15 protein-coding genes and 1 pseudogene are annotated in these 19175 nt (G+C 41.7%); 8 read left to right on the top strand and 8 right to left on the bottom strand.

The annotated features are described in order from the left end of the window. Positions 1–547 precede the first annotated feature (547 nt). Positions 548–757: pseudogene (locus CDG76_RS18815) on the bottom strand (efflux RND transporter permease subunit); the annotation flags it as partial. Between the two features lie 68 nt (positions 758–825). Between CDG76_RS18815 and CDG76_RS38415 the strand changes: the two are divergent. Both CDG76_RS38415 and CDG76_RS38420 read left to right on the top strand, forming a co-directional pair. Then, entirely contained in the window at positions 826–1329 is a 504-nt protein-coding gene (locus CDG76_RS38415; protein WP_223265277.1) for a helix-turn-helix domain-containing protein, read from the top strand. Beyond that, positions 1317–1733 carry a transposase family protein gene (locus CDG76_RS38420; protein WP_223265278.1) on the top strand — a complete coding sequence of 139 codons (417 nt, stop codon included), beginning with the start codon at positions 1317–1319 and terminating at the stop codon, positions 1731–1733. Before CDG76_RS38415 ends, CDG76_RS38420 begins: the two co-directional genes overlap by 13 nt. A gap of 32 nt (positions 1734–1765) precedes the next feature. Here CDG76_RS38420 and CDG76_RS38425 read toward each other — a convergent pair whose 3' ends face one another. Beyond that, positions 1766–4780, bottom strand: a complete 3015-nt coding sequence (locus tag CDG76_RS38425) for an efflux RND transporter permease subunit (RefSeq protein WP_262984339.1) — start codon at positions 4778–4780, stop codon at positions 1766–1768. A gap of 52 nt (positions 4781–4832) precedes the next feature. Here CDG76_RS38425 and CDG76_RS18835 point away from each other — a divergent pair, with 52 nt between their 5' ends. Then, complete coding sequence (locus CDG76_RS18835) at positions 4833–5945, top strand: IS630 family transposase (RefSeq protein WP_094347467.1); 1113 nt, start codon at positions 4833–4835, stop codon at positions 5943–5945. On the opposite strand, the gene CDG76_RS18840 is transcribed toward CDG76_RS18835, so the two are convergent. Then, positions 5942–6697: an HlyD family secretion protein gene (locus tag CDG76_RS18840; RefSeq protein ID WP_223265279.1), complete on the bottom strand. Its 756-nt coding sequence runs from the start codon at positions 6695–6697 to the stop codon at positions 5942–5944. The two genes, CDG76_RS18835 and CDG76_RS18840, sit on opposite strands and share 4 nt — an antisense overlap. Before the next feature lie 569 nt (positions 6698–7266). On the opposite strand from CDG76_RS18840, the gene CDG76_RS18845 reads away from it, so the two are divergent. Continuing rightward, positions 7267–8148, top strand: a complete 882-nt coding sequence (locus CDG76_RS18845; RefSeq protein WP_094350536.1) for an Npun_R2479 family HD domain-containing metalloprotein — start codon at positions 7267–7269, stop codon at positions 8146–8148. A 120-nt stretch (positions 8149–8268) separates the two neighbouring features. Next, positions 8269–9384 (top strand): ABC transporter permease, encoded by a 1116-nt coding sequence (locus CDG76_RS18850; RefSeq protein ID WP_094350463.1) that lies wholly within the window; start codon positions 8269–8271, stop codon positions 9382–9384. Here CDG76_RS18850 and CDG76_RS38430 read toward each other — a convergent pair. From CDG76_RS38430 to CDG76_RS18870, 3 genes are all read right to left on the bottom strand, one after another. After that, positions 9373–9666, bottom strand: coding sequence for a hypothetical protein (locus tag CDG76_RS38430; protein WP_223265280.1), 294 nt, complete (start codon positions 9664–9666; stop codon positions 9373–9375). The two genes, CDG76_RS18850 and CDG76_RS38430, sit on opposite strands and share 12 nt — an antisense overlap. A gap of 9 nt (positions 9667–9675) precedes the next feature. After that, positions 9676–12444, bottom strand: coding sequence for an AAA family ATPase (locus tag CDG76_RS18860; RefSeq protein WP_094350464.1), 2769 nt, complete (start codon positions 12442–12444; stop codon positions 9676–9678). A 298-nt stretch (positions 12445–12742) separates the two neighbouring features. Further along, positions 12743–13813, bottom strand: a complete 1071-nt coding sequence (locus tag CDG76_RS18870) for an ATP-binding protein (RefSeq protein ID WP_143854119.1) — start codon at positions 13811–13813, stop codon at positions 12743–12745. Between the two features lie 190 nt (positions 13814–14003). Between CDG76_RS18870 and CDG76_RS18875 the strand changes: the two genes are divergently transcribed. Together CDG76_RS18875 and CDG76_RS18880 are read left to right on the top strand one after the other, a co-directional pair. Next, positions 14004–14546: a hypothetical protein gene (locus CDG76_RS18875; protein WP_094350466.1), complete on the top strand. Its 543-nt coding sequence runs from the start codon at positions 14004–14006 to the stop codon at positions 14544–14546. A gap of 41 nt (positions 14547–14587) precedes the next feature. Further along, positions 14588–15193 (top strand): hypothetical protein, encoded by a 606-nt coding sequence (locus CDG76_RS18880; RefSeq protein WP_094350467.1) that lies wholly within the window; start codon positions 14588–14590, stop codon positions 15191–15193. A 16-nt stretch (positions 15194–15209) separates the two neighbouring features. On the opposite strand, the gene CDG76_RS18885 is transcribed toward CDG76_RS18880, so the two are convergent. After that, entirely contained in the window at positions 15210–16235 is a 1026-nt protein-coding gene (locus tag CDG76_RS18885) for an ABC transporter permease (RefSeq protein WP_094350468.1), read from the bottom strand. A gap of 150 nt (positions 16236–16385) precedes the next feature. Continuing rightward, complete coding sequence (locus CDG76_RS18890; RefSeq protein WP_094350469.1) at positions 16386–18038, bottom strand: ABC transporter substrate-binding protein; 1653 nt, start codon at positions 18036–18038, stop codon at positions 16386–16388. A gap of 528 nt (positions 18039–18566) precedes the next feature. Here CDG76_RS18890 and CDG76_RS18895 point away from each other — a divergent pair. Further along, entirely contained in the window at positions 18567–18893 is a 327-nt protein-coding gene (locus CDG76_RS18895; RefSeq protein ID WP_094350470.1) for a hypothetical protein, read from the top strand. The last annotated feature ends 282 nt before the right edge of the window (positions 18894–19175 follow it).

Raw genomic sequence — 19175 nt, forward strand, 5'->3', positions numbered from 1 at the left:
TGTTTCTTTTCCCTTTGCAAGTCTCAGCTATTTTTAGTCAACTCACCCTACAGCAAGTCGCCAAAGGGTCTACAGACTTATCTCAATGTGCGGAGCCGTTACCGTGATAGTTATCTGAATCATAGAATCCGTTTTTCGTGCCAAAGAATAAGCACGAAAGCGTAAATATAACTGTTAACCCGGCTAGAATCAGCTTTACATCCATTTGTTTGCTGCCCTTTACTCAAAGACTTTCCTATATTAATTTAGTGCTTCTGCAATCAAACGGAATCACTAGAAAATCTTTACTATGCTTATATGGATTGGGCAATAGGTAAATTTACCGCAATCAGTCAGATTGTAGAACCTTTCGGTCAAGCTGTCTATCCATCTAGATGTAAAGCAATATGACAGCAGGAGCAATTTTCTACAGCCCGTAAAAATCTTCATTAAGAGATCGAATGAAACAGCCCTGCCTTGGAAAGTTAAGGAGACGCGATAAATCGCCGTCTCTACAAAAGATTGATTGTAGAGACGGCGATTTATCGCGTCTTTATTATTTTTATGATTAACGCGATGGTTTCTTACCAAAGCCATCGCGCAGTGTATGCATAATCCAAGTTTGAAAGTTGTCAATGTAGCTAAATATCACTGGCACTACCACCAGTGTCAACAGAGTAGAAGTTGTAAAACCGCCCATAATGGCAATTCCCATCGGTTGGCGAACTTCAGAACCGGCGCCAATTCCTAATGCTAAGGGCAGAATACCGGCGATCGTTAGACCTATCCTTAATATAAGCTTTGTGGGATAATCAACCAAGAATTAAGAAATATGTATATTGAATAATGACAAGTCCTCTGGCAAGAATTGAATCACATCCGCAAGAAGCAAAGCGATTAATCGGTATTGATTATGAGCAATTTTTAGCATTAGTAAGTTTAGCGGAAAAATGCCATTTAGAAAAACGTGCAGAAATCGAAAGGAATAAAACTCGTATTATTGCCCCTGGGGGTGGACGAAAACCGGAGATATCTTCAAAAGAAGGGATCTGCTTATGCCTAATTTATCTTAGACAAAAACCAATTTTTGAAATATTAGGTTTACTCTTTGACATCTCCAAAACAAAAGCTAATGATACATTTAATTATTGGGTAGAAATTTTAAGAGAAGTTTTACCAGCCTCTCAAATAGAAGAAGTAGAAAAAGATAGCAAAAAATATCAAAATTTACGTAAAATACTTGGTGAATACGAATTAATTGTAGATAGCGCAGAGCAAGCCATAGAAAGACCTATGGACTACCAAAATCAGAAACAATATTATTCTAGTAAGAAAAAATGCACACTCTAAAAAATCAGTTTATTGTGCTGCCAAAGGGAGAAGATATTGTTGATGTATATGTTGGTAAATTAGGTAAAACAAGCGATATAGGTTTATTTCGAGAAACACGGCATAAATTCAATGTTGAACAAAAGTTTATTGGTGACAAAGCTTATATCGGAGATAATGCAATTACTACACCACATAAAAAACCCAAAAAATCAGAGATTTCACAACTGCAAAAAGAACAGAATAAACAATTATCTTCACGGAGAATTGGTGTTGAACACATGATATGTCGAGTGAAAATATTTCGAGTAGCGAGTGAGAAATTTCGTTTATCTCGTCATCGCTATAATCGGGTAATAATGGCAGTATGTGGACTTGTCAGATTGCGACTTAATTGCTCATGGTTTTTATCTGTTAATAATTGAGTTTATCGGGAAAAAATAAATTTTCACTCTTTCTATCTTTTCCTTGCTAACTGATAAATTAGCTCGATTAATTCCCCTAAAGCCTTATTCTTGCGTCCACCAAGCGCAAGCGATCGCAAGCCATTAAAATCGCTAAAAGCATTGTATAGTAAACATTTCAGATTTTTGGATAAGTCTGTTGCAAAAGAAGTCATTAAAATTGGGCGCAGACGTGACACACCTGATTCAATGAGTGCCTGACGTTGGGTTTTGCCTTCTTGCATATTGATGATGGTATAGTCAACCAACAAAATTGAGTTTTTGGTGACAATCCCCAACAGCAACACAATACCAATCAGGGCATATATTCCCAAGGGTTTTTGAGCAACCATCAACGCTACTAATGCGCCGCCTAAACAAAAGGGTAAGGCTGCCATAATCGATAATGGATGGAGGAAGTTGTTATACAGCAGCACCAGAATTGCATAGATACACATTAATGCCAGCCCTAATGCACCGCCAAAGCGACCGAAAATATCTTGCATAATTTTGGCGCTGCCTGATGGTTGCTGTACTACTCCTGGCGGTAAGTTTTGCATTGCAGGTAGTTGGTTGATTGTCTGCACAGCCTCTCCTAAAGAAAGCCCTTGCAAATTGGCTTCTACAGCAACTTGACGGGCGCGATCGTAACGGTTGATGGTAGCAGGGCCGCTACCAAAGCGGATATCTGCCACTGCGATGAGGGGAACCAATCTACCATTTTGACTGGGGACTTGCAGATTTGTGATTGTGTTAATGTCAGCCCGCGCTTTTGGATCGATTTGCACGCGAATGGGGATTTGACGATCGCTTAAATTAAATTTCGCCAAGTTGGCCTCATTATCGCCGATGGTGGCAAGGGAAGCAGTCCGAGCGATCGCTTGCACTGTTACGCCCAAATCTGCTGCCCGTTGTGGATTGGGAATTACCAAAATCTCTGGTTTGACTAAACTGGCAGTCGAAGCCACTTCTACCAATCCAGGTAGCGATCGCATCTGTTTTTCTAGGGCCTCAGCAGCTTGATTCAACGCTTCGGGATTTTCACTTCTGAGAACAATTGATAAACCTTTACGACTGTCACCCGGTGACTGACTTTGAAAACTAATTCTCGCTCCTGGTATTTGCTCAAAGTCAGGACGCACTTGTTCCTCAAACTGTTTTTGGGAAATATTTCGTTTCTCTCTGGGTTTGAGATTAATCGCAAGGCTGGCAGAATTGATCTCTTCAGTTGCTAGTACACGTTCAACTACTGGATTTTGGCGGATAATATCAGTAGCTTGTGTGACTACCTTGTTAACGTCTTCTAACGTGGAACCAGGAGGAAGTTCTATAGATACATTAGAAATTCCAAAATCACCATCATCAACAAAACCCTTGGGAATTAAAGGAACCAGCATCGCACTGGCAATAAAAAAAGCTAAAGCGATCGCCATTGTTGTCAATCTATGGCGTAACGCCCACTGTAAAAGCAATCTATAAGGTTGAAAGCCTTGACGCTTTTCATCTCCAAGTTTTCTACTTCTGTTACCACCACCTGGAAGTGTAAATTTAAAATTAAAAATTTTTATTACTCCCCTCTGCCCCTCTGCCCCTCGGTCACTGAGCGTAGTCGTTGGCGCAGCCTCTCGTAGAGAAGCGTGCCCCTCCGCCTCCTTTAAAAGATACGCCCCCATCATCGGCGTAACCATCCGCGCGACAAGAGTTGAGAAAATTGTGGAAACGGCAACGGTAACGCCAAATGGTTGAAAAAATTGCCCTGGAATTCCACCCATAAAAGCAACGGGCAGAAACACTGCAATAATTGTCGCTGAACTGGCGATTACCGCTAACCCTACTTCGTCGGAAGACTCAAAAGCCGCTTCCCAAGCTGACTTCCCCATAGCGATATGCCGTTCCATGTTTTCAATTTCCACAACGGCATCATCAACCAAGTTGCCCACCGCCAGGGCTAATGCCAACAAAGTCATATTGTTGAGGGTGTAACCAAGGGCTTGCTGCACTGCGAAGGTGGGAATTATTGACAAGGGTAAGGCAACAGCCGTAATTAATGTTGCTCGCCAGTCCCGCAAAAACACTAAAATAACGATGACCGCCAGCACCGAAGCTTGAATCAATTCATCAATCGTGCTTTGGTAAGATTGGCGGACAATATCGGCTCTAGTAAAAATTAAATCCAGTTTGACATCTGGGGGAAGGGTTTTTTCCAGTTGTTTGACTGCTGCTTTCACTCCTTCTTCCACAGTCACCAGAACGCTGCCAGTACTACGTAAAACTTGAAAAGCTACCACGGGTTGATTATTCAAACGGGCGGCTTGGCGCACGTCACCAAATTTATCTTCTACAGTTCCCAGGCTAGATAACGGTACAGAACCACCTTGTGGTAAAACGATTTCGTAGGTTTTCAAAATATCCACACTGACGGCACTTCCTAAAGTACGGATACTTTGTTCGCTACCACCGACTTCGGCGCGTCCCCCAGGTAAGTTAATGTTCAAAGCGCGGATTTGGTCGTTTACCTGAGTGGCGGTAATTGCTAAAGATTGTAAGCGGTCTGGATTAAGATTAATGCGAATTTCTCGGTCAACACCACCCACGCGCTGAATTTGTGCTACACCACGAACTCCCAACAAAGCACGGCTAATAGTTTGGTCTACGAGATTGCTTAACTCTTCTACAGAACGCCGATCTGATTTAACTGCATAGGTAATCACCGGGCCACCGGAAAATTCTAGGCGTTCCACAATTGGATCGTTAATATCTTGGGGTAAATCTTGGCGAATTTGAGCGATCGCATTTCTAACATCATTGGTGGCGCGATCGCTATCTGTACCCAAAACAAAATTGATTGTCGTCTTAGAATTCCCATCGCTGACGGTGGAAATCATGTAATCGATATTGCCCAACCCCGCCACAGCATCTTCAATTTTTTTCGTCACTTGGGATTCTAGTTCTGCTGGGCCTGCGCCCGGTTGAGTGACTTTGATCAAAACCGTTGGCACATCAATATTTGGGTTAGTAAGCTGTTCCACATTTAAATTGCATAAATGGTAAAATAGATATATCCGTGTCTATAGCGTTATCATGCCTGCTAAAGGGTTTCTAGCTCAATCTCAAAAAGACAATTTACAAAAAGCTTTAAAAGATAGCGATCGCTCTCAATTTATACAGAGAATATTGATGTTACTTCTGATGAATGATGGAAAAACTTATCAGGAGATAAGTGAATTTTTAGGCTGTTCATGTAGAAGTGTAGCATATTGGTGTGTTCATGGTGATCCAGACAATTTAGAAAGTCTAAAAGATGGCAGGAGAAAAGGAAATTACCAGAAAGCAACAAATGAATATATTGAATTATTAATGGAAGTTATTGACAAAGAACCAAGTGAATTAGGCTATGAATTTGGACGATGGACAACAGCAAGATTAGCTACATATTTAGACAAAAGAACTGATATTAAGTTAAGCGGAGAACAAGTCAGGAGAATATTAAAGCAAAAAAAGTATGCTTACCTTTGGGCAAAATACAGTCTAGAGGATAAGCAAGATCCGATAAAAAGAGAGGTCTTTAAAGAAAAACTGCTTGGATATCTAGAAGCTTCAAAGTCTTGCCCTGAAAGGTTACAAGTCTGGTTTTGGGATGAGAGTGGTTTTAGTCTCAGGGTAATTAGACGTAAAAATTGGAGCAAAAAAGGTTCGAGTAAAAAAGTAACAGGTCAGAGGAGTCGCGGGCGTGTAAATATAATGGGAGGAGTAAGATATCACGACAGCAAGAGAATGTGTTATTTCATTGAGAAAGGGAATGGTGAAATTTTTTATGCGCAGTTAAAAAAATTAAATGAATTTGTGAAAAAAGAATGGGTTTTAGCAGGAAATCTAGAATCTAATTTTTCCGAGAATGGCCCAGTAATTTTAATTATTCTGGATAACGCTAGTTACCATAAAAAGAAAGTAATTATAGAGGCAATTGAGAAAGAGTTGCCAAACATTCAACTATATTTTCTGCCGGCATATAGCCCAGATATGAATTTAGTAGAATTGGTATGGCATTCAGCTAAAGAATATGTAGCCCACAGGTTATTTAAATCAGTCGATGAACTAAAAAATTTACTTGATAAGCTGTTAAATCAAGGAGAATTAATTATTAAATGGGGAAGAAAAATTAAGAATAAGGGTAATATTACTATTGCAACTTAAATGTGGAATAGCTTATTAGCCTGGGCACTGCGTATATTTTCTTGGGACAGGTTCACAACTTCTACGGCAGTTTTCACATTATAGGAACGAGTATCAAGTTCTTGTTTGCTAATCGTCCCAGAGTCAGCGAGTTGTTGATAGCGCTGATAATTTTTGGCTGCTTCCTCTAACCTTGCCTTAGCTTGAGCTAAATCGGCTTGTCTTTGCTGGACTATTGCTTTATTTGATGCCAAATCTGCCTGCTTGGATGCCACATCTGCTTGTTTGGATGCCACATCTGCTTGTTTCGATTCCACATCTGCTTTTGCTTGGCTAATTTGGCTTTGCAGTATGGAACCATCTAACACCGCCAACACTTGACCTTGTTTAACAAAAGCTCCTTCTTTGACATTTGCGGGAATGCTTTTAATTTGTAAACCGTTTGTTTGCGGTAGCACCGGAATTAAATCACTCGCGGCTACAGTCCCAGTCGTTTTAAGGGTACGGACAACACGGGCGGTTTCTACTGTGGCGATGGTGACTGTCATCGCTGGGTTAACTTTTTTATCCGCTACCGCACTTTGTTGACGGGATGGAAAACGATTTAATACACTCATCCCAACCAAGGCGATCGCAATTCCTAAACCAGTACCCAAGAATAATGGCTTCAACCATGCCCTGGTTTGTTTTTGATCTGATTTGCTTAAAAAATTCCTATCTTCAGAGGTTATAGCTTCTTCCACCTCGACTTCTGAAAGACTTTCATCGCTCACAGTTTCACCTCTACTTGCTGTCTATGCATACCAAATCTTGGTATTTTCTTAAGAAAACTTGAAGTTTATTTACTTCGATATCAACTATGACGCATTTCATAGTAAATGTCTTTTATCTGCAATAGTATATAATACAACTTCAAAACTAAGAGAAATTACTATCAAAAAACGATCATAAATTTTATGTAGATTATGATACAAAAAATTCTCTCATCTCATAGAGCTACTCTATGTCACACACCATCCGTATTTAGATCACTGTCAACCAATGCTTAGATATGAAAAACTAATATAGCTCATCTAGATTTATCTAATTAGAATTGAAAGTATTTATGTACCTTGATACACCAGTAAATTATTTTTTACACGTAATCAATCATTCCTCTAAAGCCTTTGTGTTGCCAGCAAGCCGTGCATCCAGGCATAGAAAAAGCTAGCGTCTACAGCTACACGTGAGTTACAAAGGAGCAAACTCCATTGCCTTAAATTCCAGCAAGGGTAGCCTTGATTCTGGAATTTTGAAATCAATCAAATCAATAAAAAATTGGTATTTACCAGAGAAAGCAGATATGTTCAATGCCACTGAAATTTTAATTGATGCCTTTGTAAATGAAATTCGAGACGGCTACCGTCGCACTTATGGCTGCTTTAAAAATGATTATCAGGACATTATCGCCTGGGCGGGTAACATGGCTTTGGAAAACATTGCCAATAGCGATGCCCTTTACCACAATGTTGAACACACTGTCTTAGTCACCCTGGTGGGACAAGAAATTTTACGTGGCAAACACATCAGAGAAGGCGGTGTTTCTAGTGAAGACTGGTTGCATTGTATTATTTCTTTAGTCAGTCATGATATTGGCTATGTTAAGGGAGTTTGCCGACAAGACCGAGAAACAGCAAACTTATATTCCACAGGTAAAAATGGCAGAATGATTTCTGTGGCTGCTGGCGCTTCTGATGCCAGTCTGACGCCGTATCATGTTGATAGAGCGAAACTTTTTATTGATGAGCGTTTTGGAGGTCACAAGTTAATCGATGCTGAGGCAATTAAGAGCAATATTGAATTGACTCGATTTCCCGTGCCTGCGGCAGAAGATCATCAAGATACAAAGTGCTTTGCAGGATTAGTCCGTGCTGCTGATTTGATTGGTCAACTAAGCGACCCACGTTACCTGAAGAAAATTACTTCTTTATTTTACGAATTTGAAGAAACTGGTGTAAACAAAGTTTTGGGCTATAAAACCCCTGCCGATTTACGTAATAACTACGCTAAGTTTTACTGGAATGGCGTCTATCCCTATATCCAAGACGGACTGCATTACCTATCGCTGACACAGCAGGGAAAACAAATTCTCGCGAATCTCTACTCAAACGTGTTTGTTGTGGAACATGAAAAACAACAGGAAGAACAGCAGCGGTATTTGGAGAAGTTAGCAGTTGGGAGTTAGGAGAGACGCGATTAATCGCGTCTATACAGGAGTTGGGAGTTGAAAATTATTAATCATGAGTTATGAATTAAGATAAAAACTTAATAACTCATAACTCCTAACTTATAACTCCTAACTACTATGGATTGGTGGCGACGACTTAAGAAAAATCCTTTGGCACGATTTGGGGCAATTTTGCTGTTAATTTTCTATATAGGAGTAATTGCAGCTGATTTCGTAGCTCCTTATGACCCCTATGCTTCACAGCCTAATGGTTCACTGCTGCCACCAACTAAGATACGCTGGGTTTCTCAATCTGGGCAGTTTGTCGGGCCTTATGTTTATCCGACGACTCAGGGAGATACGAATTTAGATACAGGCGATCGCAAACTCATTGTAGACTCGACAAAGCCTTCACCCTTGCGTCTATTTGTCTCCGGGCCAGAATACCGATTGTTGCAGATGAGTTTGCCACTACCCCCGAAGTGGGATGAAGTTACAATCTTTGGTGGTATCCCCTTAAATTGGCATTTATTTGGCACAACAACTGGCGCAAAAGTCAATATTTTGGGCACTGATGACCAAGGCCGCGACCAATTTAGTCGCCTGCTGCATGGCGGTCGCATCAGTATGTTTATCGGAATTTTTGGCATTATCATTACCTATCCCCTCGGTTTGCTCATTGGGGGAATTTCTGGCTATTTCGGCGGTGTGACTGATAGCCTCATTATGCGCTTGGCAGAAGTGCTAATGACTTTCCCTAGTATTTATCTTTTGGTAACATTGGGCGCAGTCTTACCAGCTGGTTTAAGTAGTACCCAGCGCTTTTTGCTGATTGTGGTGATTACTTCAGTTATTAGCTGGGCTGGTTTAGCACGGGTCATTCGGGGACAGGTACTATCACTTAAAGAGCGAGAATTTGTCCAAGCCGCGCGGGCAATGGGTGCGAACCCACTCTATATCATTGTCCGCCACGTTTTGCCACAAACGGCTAGTTATGTAGTTATCTCTGCGACTCTTGCAATTCCCAGCTTTATTGGTGCAGAGGCGATACTGAGTCTCATCGGCTTGGGAATTCAACAACCAGACCCTTCTTGGGGAAATATGCTTTCTCTGGCAAGTAATGCTTCAATCTTGGTGTTGCAACCTTGGCTAATTTGGCCGCCGGCTGTGCTGATTATTCTCACAGTGCTGGCATTCAACTTACTCGGTGATGGGTTGAGAGATGCACTAGACCCGCGCAGTTTAAGAAGATAAGCCTCCAATAAATAGTAAATGGTGTCGCCGAAATAGTAAATGGTGTCGCCGAAATAGCAAATGCGTACTCCGAAATAGCAAATGCGTACTCCGAAATAGCAAATGCGTACTCCGAAATAGCAAATGCGAACCCCGAAATAGCAAATGCGATCGCCGAAATAGCAAATGCGTACTCCGAAATAGCAAATGCGAACCCCGAAATAACAAATGCGTACTCCGAAATAGCAAATGCGAACCCCGAAATAACAAATGCGTACTCCGAAATAGCAAATGCGTATGCATCGCTCTACTCTACTGCTGCAAAACCCAACGACGAAAAAGTTCTACCATAATCCGCCAGCTTCCCTGAATTTCTTCAACGACATCATGACGCTTCAGAGTATTCAGCGCTTCCTGTAAATCGGCATCGTTCATACCTGTAAATTGAGCTAAAGCATCCAGACTTAGCCCTTCTGGGTAAGGTGCAAGCACTTGTACAATTGCTTGTTGACCCTCAGCACCCCGCGCCGCCTGACCCCAAACCCCATCAAAGTAGTAGCGTCCCCGCTTGAAAAACTCAGGGTTATTGATAACTGCTTCCACGTCTTCTACTATGAAAACTGGGTCACGCGATCGCCCTTGCTCAAAAACAAAGTCATTGTAGCGGCGCACTAGCTGAAAACCCAGCATTTGCACTAAATATGGTTGACCGTGTGTCAAAGCATAAATTTCATCTAAAGCTTCCGGGATGTAGTCGAGGGGGAAGTCTTCATTACCTGGGTTAGCGAGAATTTGGCGGGTAGCTGCACGTTCTTGAAAGCTGACATGGATATTAATTAGGCTTCCAAAGAATGGATGAAAGTAATTTGCTGTCATCTCGTCTAAAGTGTGCAAACCAGCAAATGCAAAAGCGATTTTAGAACTCATTTGCACTAAACCGCGCAGAAAACCCATAAAGTCGATAGGGATTTTTTTCGCTTCAATTAAATCTTCAATTTTCTCGAATTCGTCTAAGGCGATGATTAACCCACCCTCTAGCTGTGCTTCCACCTGTTTTAAATAGCGTTCAAAAGTCCGGTAGGGAAGATTTAGTAAATCAGCGTCAGCTGGTGCTGGAAGTTTTACAGTTTGAGAAATTTCATCACAAATTGCCATTAGTACTTCACCCACACCTTGGGGGCTATCTCCCAAACGTAGCAAGTTGACATAAACTAGCTGTATTTGTGAGCCTAGACAGTTAGCAGCGTTAAGCAGAATAGAAGTTTTGCCCATGCGCCTGTGACCGTAGAGAACTACGGACTGGAGTTGATTACTCATTATCCAGAGTTCTTCTAATTGTCTGATAATATCTTCTCGCCCAACGAAAAGATGACCTTGAACCGGGTCGCCTACAACATAAGGATTAACCACAGGCTTGGTGATGGAAATCTCTCCCACTTCACCAGTGATTTCTAAAAGGCTTTCTTTCCAAGTTTCAGCGATATCTATGATTAACCTTTGCTCTGCTTGCGGTAAGGTGTCGGCTTGATTTAGGATTTTTGTCAGTTCACCTAATGCTCGATTGAGAGCTAAAGACCTGGCTGAACGTGAGACACTGCGATTAACAAACTGGACATTTTCAACAACTCGATGCAGACTAGCAAGGACTTTCCAGGTAACTGGACGTAAAATAGGTTCCTGTGGAAAAGGAGGAACTTGTATAGCAGCAATAGAGGCTGGTTTTTGGGCTTTATTGAATGCCGCTAGAGTTTGGGCAAGGGTAAACATTTCCTCGCCATAAAGTAGAGAACGCACTACAGCAAAAGCCTCTATTGCTCTTGCTGGTTCTTTTTTATGTAGATGCCAAAAACCAGCCGCAGCAGCACGAGCAGGAGTATTTAAACGAGTGTCTGTGTTAAGACGAGCCTGTAAACCTTCTCGCCAAGAATGAGGGAAGAAAAAGAACCAGGGGTAGGATAAGAAATCTCTGATAAACCTTGACTTTAGGGTTTCATCTAGAGAAGCCGAAGTAAAACGTACTATATTCCAATCAAAGGGATTTGCTGCCAGTCGAGAGACAGTCCAAATAAGTCGGTCTGAAGGGATTTTGGCAAGTACTCTATTGACTGCTTGGACAACGGGAATGAATTGTAGGGTATATGCCAGCAGTTCATTAGTATTATGTAAACCTGTTTCCCAATCATTTTGCAACCAATTTTGCAAGTGCCAGACAAGATTAGGAAGAGCAAGCGGAGTAATGCGGGGAAGTAGCCAATTACTGTTTTGAATTGTTCGCAAGTTTAAAGGTGAGCCAATAAGCCAGGTTTCTGGACGCAGTTCCCCTACACCTACCGCCACGCCGAACGCCACGCCGAACGCCACGCCTCCCGCCACGCCTCCCGCCACGCCTCTCGCCACGCCGAACGTCAAGCCTAGCGCCACGCCTCCCGCCACGCCTCCCGCCACGCCTCTCGCCACGCCTACCGTCAAGCCTAGCGCCACGCCTCCCGCCACGCCTTCCGGCACGCCTCCCGCCACGCCGAACGCCACACCTAGCGCCACGCCCATCGCCATGCCGAACGTCACGTCTCCCGCCATGCCGAACGCCACGTCTCCCGCCATGCCGAACGCCACGCCCACCGCCATGCCGAACGCCACGCCCACCGCCATGCCGAATGCCACGCCTACCGCCACGCCGAACGCCACGCCGAACGCCACGCCTACCGCTACGCCTACCGCCACGCCTACCGCCACGCCTACCGCCACGCCTCCCGCCACGCCTCCCGCCACGCCAAACCAATTAATGTGAACATTTGCAGTCTGAAAAATTAAACCTATAGCTACAGGTGTAATTACTGTTAAAACTAATCCTTGAAAAAGCAACTGACGTTGGATAGCATTTTGACGCAATAATTCCCATCCCTTCCGCCAATTCATTTCCCCTTCAGGAATATACCCACCCCCGAATCTATCCACATACCATCGCAAAGCCTGAGGAAAGAAAAACACCCAATACAGCAGGCGTAGATAATCCAAAGGATTCCACAGCGAGAGAGGACGCCTCAACTTGGGCGCTAAGTCTAAGCGGGGTACTGGGGTCATTATTCAACCTCCATCTTCGCCCATGAAGAACCTAATCCTCCAGCCCCTTCCAGGGAAGGTGGAGTAGGAGTAATCTTGCTCTCCTCCACTTGTAGGCTACCGTGTACACACAAATCGGAGTTACTTTGAGATCCGGGTTTTACCCCCCTTAATCCCCCCTTGTAAAGGGGGAAAACAAGAAAATCTAGTTCCCTCCCCTTTCCAAGGGGAGGGTTAGGGTGGGGTAATTCGATAAATTGTGTGTACACCGTAGCCCCTTGTAGGGGAGGGGTTCGGAAAGAGGTCAAAGCGGTGTCATTCATTGCAAACTCTCCACATACTGCAAAAAAGTTCGATAACACAGTTGCATCAGTTTGCGAGGATGTCCACCACTTTCTTGGATGAGTTGGATAATTTCTCCTTCAGTAAAACTCACAGAAGTTCTGGCTAAACGGTTGGTAATAAAAGTACGCATAGTAGCTTCACTCCAAGGATGAATGTGTTCCTCTTGGCAAATACCTGCCAACGGAGAAGTCTTACCTTGCTCCTGACTATCGTTAAATAAGTTGTTCAAAGGTTCGGTGGCAGCTAAAATCAGCTTCAACGGAGCATTACTTCCTTCGGCTAAACCGCGCAAATAATCCCTTATGTTGCGAGTAAAACCTTCGCCTGTAAGTTTTCCTACATTGTCTATAGCCAGTAGTATTTTACAACTTCGCAAATTGCGAGTTAACTGATAGTCTTTACTTTCGGGTATACCAATCTCGTAGCACAAATCACTATAAAATTGACTTTCATTATGAAGTAAATTCAGGTCTAAGAAAACTGGCTGACGTTTAACGTTTAAACGAGTTTCTGCTTCTTGGCAAGTCATCCATAGCAGCGAGGATTTTCCGATTCCCTCTTCCCCAATTAAAACAACACTACTACCGTTATTCAACACCTCAAATACTCGCCGGATTTCGCGCTCTCGGTCAAAGAATAAATACTTTTCTTCGACTCTGCCATTAAAGGGAATGAAGGGATTATGATTTCGCTGTAATAGATTATCTGACTGTGATTCATCTCCTTGTGCTGGATTAGTTGGTTCTATAATTGTTTGTTGGGAAGGTAAAGTTGTTTCTGAATGCTGTTGATAATGATATTTAATTTGATTTTTAAAATTTCTCTTATTAACTTTTATCCCTAAATCTTTTGTAATCTTTTTGCATAAATTTGCACCTGCATCTCTCAAATATTGCTCAGAGAGAAAAGTCTGAGTAGCAATATCTGAATAAATCTGACCTTCCCAGATTCCTAAAAAAAGCTTTTCTTCCAATTCATTTAAGACTTGATTAGTCTTTTTAGCAAACAGCGCATTAATGAATGCTAACGCTTGTTTTGAGTCCATTAGGCGTAATTGAATTGGCAGAGCAAAGTAAAAATCAGCTGTTAGTGCAATACTTTACCCTACAAACCTACATTTGCCTACTTTCTCTTACAACAATTTAATCACTCAAACTTCCTACTAGCGCCTACCTATAGTGCCTGTGTCTCAAGTGATGATGGTGTTACAGCACAAAAGTTGAGGAGTTTGAGAAATGACAACTTTTAGACAACAGCTTGCACTTGCTCTTATCGCTGCTACAGCCGCCATAGTAGCTGCTGGAGTGCCTACCATAATGGGGCTTGGCAACAAATCTTCTCTAGAGTTACCCTCTGCCACCGCCATTTCTACAACGTGTGATAAAGTTACTGTGGCTAAAGTATGCGTTAATAATCTTACAGTGCAGTTTAATAGCAACGAACCTCAGCAAGTAAAAAATAGCGATCGCATACCTTTAAAAGCTGGAGATACTCTAAGATTATCAAATCTAACCTATTGCATACCATCTAAAACTCCAGTCAATCGAGTAGAAGTAAAAGTTTATCTGTTTCCAAATGGAGTTGAGAGTTATAGAAATGGACTTTTCACTCCTAGTAACTTCCCGATTAATGCTGCTTGTCATAATATTGGTAATTTTCAACAAGCTTGGAAGCTTGAACCAGGACAGCACCGAGTTAGCATACCCATTATCAAATATCTTGGCAGCAACAGAATTGTAGATAGTAGTTTCTACTTTAACTTAGACGTTGGACGGTAATTTAAGTCTTCTATTTAAAAGCGAAAGAGAGTAATAGTTTTATGGCTTACAGTGAGTTTAGTCTAGCTAAAGCAAAACAAGACTTTAGTTTAAGCACATTAGAAAAACGCAATATTTTCGCTGGTGTTTCTGAATTAACAGCGAGTAATTTACTTGTAGAAACACTCAATTATAACCTGGATATCGCTTTAGGAAGTAATAGTGAAAAAGCTCGTTCTGAGTTAATTATTGCTCCCATCTTAGTTGATTTACGCCGACAATTACACGAACAGGTTAGTTTATTTTCTGGAGTAGATTTTACTGTCGATAATAGCAAAGGATTAAACGGCACTTGCGATTTTATTATTACTAAATCTCCAGAAATTCTCATTTTGACAGCACCAGTAATTACAGTTGTAGAAGCTAAAAAAGAAAATATTAATGGAGGTTTGGGTCAGTGTGCAGCAGAAATGGTAGCAGCCCAAATATTTAATGAACAAGCTGCAACTGAGATTAAAACAATTTATGGTGCAGTTACAACGGGCAGTATTTGGCAATTCCTGAAACTAGAAGAACAAACATTGACTATTGATTTAAGCGAATATTATCTCAAAGATGTAAACAAAATTCTTGGAATTTTAGCCAATGGTATTTCTCAAGAAATTTAACAAAATGTCCAACAGCTTAATAACGAATTCGCGGATCAACATAAGCATTTAAAATATCAATTAAAATGCTGGCACTCACAACGATCGCACCAAAAAATACCAACACTCCCTGGACTGTGGGATAATCGCGATCGGCGATCGCTTGATAAAGTCGATTAGCTAACCCAGGCCAAGAAAATGTTACCTCTGTCAAAATCGCCCCACCCAAGAGAGATGCAAAGGTTAATCCCAAGACTGTAATCACTGGAATTAGCGCATTTTTTAAAGCGTGGGAGGCTAAAATCTTATTTTCACCAATACCTCTGGCTCTAGCAGCTTCTACATAATCTGCTTGCAAGGTTTGCTTTAAATTCACTCGCACAATTCGCTCAAAAATCCCACTGAGCAAAATTCCTAGTGTGAGACTTGGTAGGGCAAGATGGTGCAAAGATGCCAAAAACTGGGTAAAATTTCCACCGAGTAGGCTATCAATTGTATATAATCCAGTGACAGGAGTGGGAGCCGGGAGATTGGGCGGAAAGCGGTTGGAATTGGGAAACCAACCCAATTGGACTGAGAAAATCAACTGCAAAAGCATTCCCGCCCAAAACATGGGGAGTGCGTAGGTGATGATCCCAAATAAGCGCCCACCGACATCGAAATATGTTCCAGGACGAGAAGCCGAAAGAGTCCCAACTGCAATTCCGACGATGAGTGCAACCGCCATACTACATACTGCTAACTCCACCGTCGCCGGGAAATATTGCCCAATGATGTCCCAAACATTTTGTCCGCGACTCATTAAAGAGGTTCCCAAGTCAAAGCGCAGTATGCTTCCCAAATAATTTAGGTACTGTAGCCACAGGGGAAGGTTTAAACCTAGTTGTTTGCGTAATTCCTCTTTTGCAGCTTCTGGCGCACGTCCACCAAGAATTGCATCTGCTGGATCTCCTGGTGTTGCTCTTAGTAAAAGAAATACAATGGTGATGATCGTTAATAGCTGAAGTGGCGCAAGAAGCAACCGAGAAATAATGTAATATTGTAAAGCTTTAGAACGAGACATAAGTAATTTAAATTTTAAAATTTACAAAGCACTTTTGGAACCTATTTTAGCTATAAATTAGATAGATATTGAACAAGAAATTTTTTATCGAATAGTCAAAAGTCAATAGTCAACAGTTATTACTAATGACTAATGACCAATGACTAATGACTACTTTTTAAGTGTCTGGTAAAGCAAAATTTGGGTAGGGTTAAGTTTCACGCCATTAACACCATTTCGGGCAAATACATAGTCTTTGTTTTGCCATAAGGGAACGTAAGGTACATCAGTAGTAACTTGCGTTTGAATTTCGTTAAAAATTTTCTGACGCGCTTCGGGGTTTTGTTCTTTGCGTTGCCCATCAATCAATTTATTTATGGCTTCGTTATAGTAGAACGAACCCTGAATTTGACTGCCTCCATCTTCGCATCCTTTAGCAACTGAACCTTTGTCACAAGATAAAAATGGCTGGACGTAATTATCTGGATCTAAAAAGTCTGGATACCAATCAAGTAAAGCTGCCGGATACAAACCCTTGGCAATGTTTTTAAAGAAGGCAGGCCCTTCCGCTTGGGTAACTTCAAATTGGAGTATTCCATCCATTTTGACATCCACAAGGGATTTGAGTGTCTGTGCTGCCAAACTCCGAGTAGGTGAACTAGAAGGATACCAAACTTGCACTTTTGCAGGATTTTCTTTGGAGAAGCCAGCAGTAGTTAACAATTTTTTAGCTTGATCGAAGTTAGCATCGCCATATTTATCTTTGAATAATGGCACAGAAACTTTAAATGTCGTGGGAATCATGCTATAAAGCGGATCTGCTTGACCAAGTAACACTCGCTCGTTTAAAAGTGGACGGTCAATTATGGATGCGATCGCTTGTCTTACCTCTAATTTATCTAAAGGCTTTTGATTCCGGTTTAATACCAGATAACTTACTACACTACCTTCAGCTGCGATCGCTTGCCAATCCCCTTTTTTACCACCTTCTTCTAAACTGCGATTTTGATCTGGTTGCAGCGACAGATAAGCTACATCAACTGCGCCTGTACGGAAAGCATTAAACAAATTAACTGGACTAGTTTGAATTTGGAGATTAACACCCTTGTTAGCTGGTTTTTCTCCCCAATATTTATCAAACACATCAAATCGGATCGAATCAGTACCATACTGTCCTAATTTGTAAGGGCCAGTTCCCACAAAAATATTCGGTTTGAATTTACCAGCGCCGACTTCATAAGCTTTTGGCGAAACTGCACAAATTCCAGGAAATGCCAACAGTGAGGGAAAAGCTGCAAAGGGCTTTTTCAACTTGATGGTTAACTCATACTCGCTTGTAGGTTTTATCGAATCTACTATATCAGCTAGTAAGAATGAGGGTTTTCCTTTATTTTCAATAAAACGCTGGATGGTAAAGGCCATTGCTTGAGCGTTGAAGGGAGTTCCATCGTGAAAAACTACTCCCTGACGTAAGGGGATGGTATAAGTTAGGCCGTCTTGACTGACTTTGGGTAATGCTGTGGCTAATTGGGGTTTAATTTCGGTGCTTCCTGGTTCGTAGTTGTAGAGGCGATCGCTCATATTAAACACCAAACCTAAAGATGCTAACTCATAAGCATCAGCCGGATCGAGGGTTCTTGGCTTGGCTGTTGTACCGATAGTAATACGACCATCACCTGTAGGGGTATTTACAGAACCAGATGGCGGCGTAGTTGGCTGCGGACGAGGAGCGCAACTAACAACTAAAAATAAACATAAACAGAATAAAGATAGGAATTGTGTAATCCGACCCCACCGTTTCACGGACAAGGAAAACCAGGTCATGGCAGTAATATATTTGATATCAGCGGTCAGCAATTTTACTACATTTGTGACTCTTTTGCTGAATCTTCACAATTTATAGCAGTTTTTGTTTCGATGGAACACTCGTAGCCATCTAAATCAAAAATTTGTGGCGGATACTCAACTTAATAATTAAGTTTATTGCTACTGTGTGATACCTACACCTATGCACTATTTGATTACAAAAAATTATTGATTAAGATACAGAATTTTAAATTTAAGATTTGTTAAGTATTGAAAAGTTTTTATTTAATTAAAATTTTCAACATTGGTTAAATTTGTCTTAAATTCATAGTTACTAGGAAAATAGGTCTTGTTAAGGTTTGACTTTAGCCCAAGTAGTGTACGTTGAGATTTTACCTGTTGCTGCTTGGGAACAGACACCGATAGAGCGGTTTATCGTCAAGATTGGCTGTATTGTCAAAAAGAAGAGTGTTTGAACATCAGCGACTAAAGCGATCGCGATATTGTTAACAGCAGATTGAAAGTCGAAATAGTGAGACTAAGACCGTGAAGTATTTCTTTCTATCTGAGGGATGGGCAGTTGCAAGAGTCTGGGCATCTGATGGACTCTGGCAAATAACTGCATGGCGACGCCAACCAGATATTCAGCGAATGAATATTTGTATAGTCGAAGAAAATGAATTGCTCTGGCTTTATCGAGTTGAAGAAGCCGTTTTAACCGTGGAAGTGAAGCCAACAACACCAGCAATTGCCAGTCAACCCATCGGCCAAGTAGTACTCAAGCGTCTGATGAGCGCCGAACAGGTAATCGAACGCCTGGGTACAGCTGAGGCGAAGTGTCAACTGCAAAATATCCAGTTGGTGGTTCACTAGATAGTAGCTATGGGGCACAAGGGGCAGAGAGGCAGAGGGGATAAAACTTACTACAACTTCTCTTCTCCCCCGCTTAAATCAATAGTCAATGTTTGTTCTTCTAGTTTCAGGAATTGCCAAATACTGCCCGTTGTAACTGNCCCCACTCCCCACCCTCCTCGTAAAGAAAAGATAAGAAAATTTAATCCCCGACGAGTATTGGTAGCGAAAAAACTTGGAGATGCTACGCGATCGCATCAATTTACACGCTTGCAAACAATTCCATCAATAGTTACACTTTTT

The organism is Nostoc sp. 'Peltigera membranacea cyanobiont' 210A (genome assembly GCF_002246015.1).
In the GTDB taxonomy this organism is placed as follows: domain Bacteria; phylum Cyanobacteriota; class Cyanobacteriia; order Cyanobacteriales; family Nostocaceae; genus Nostoc.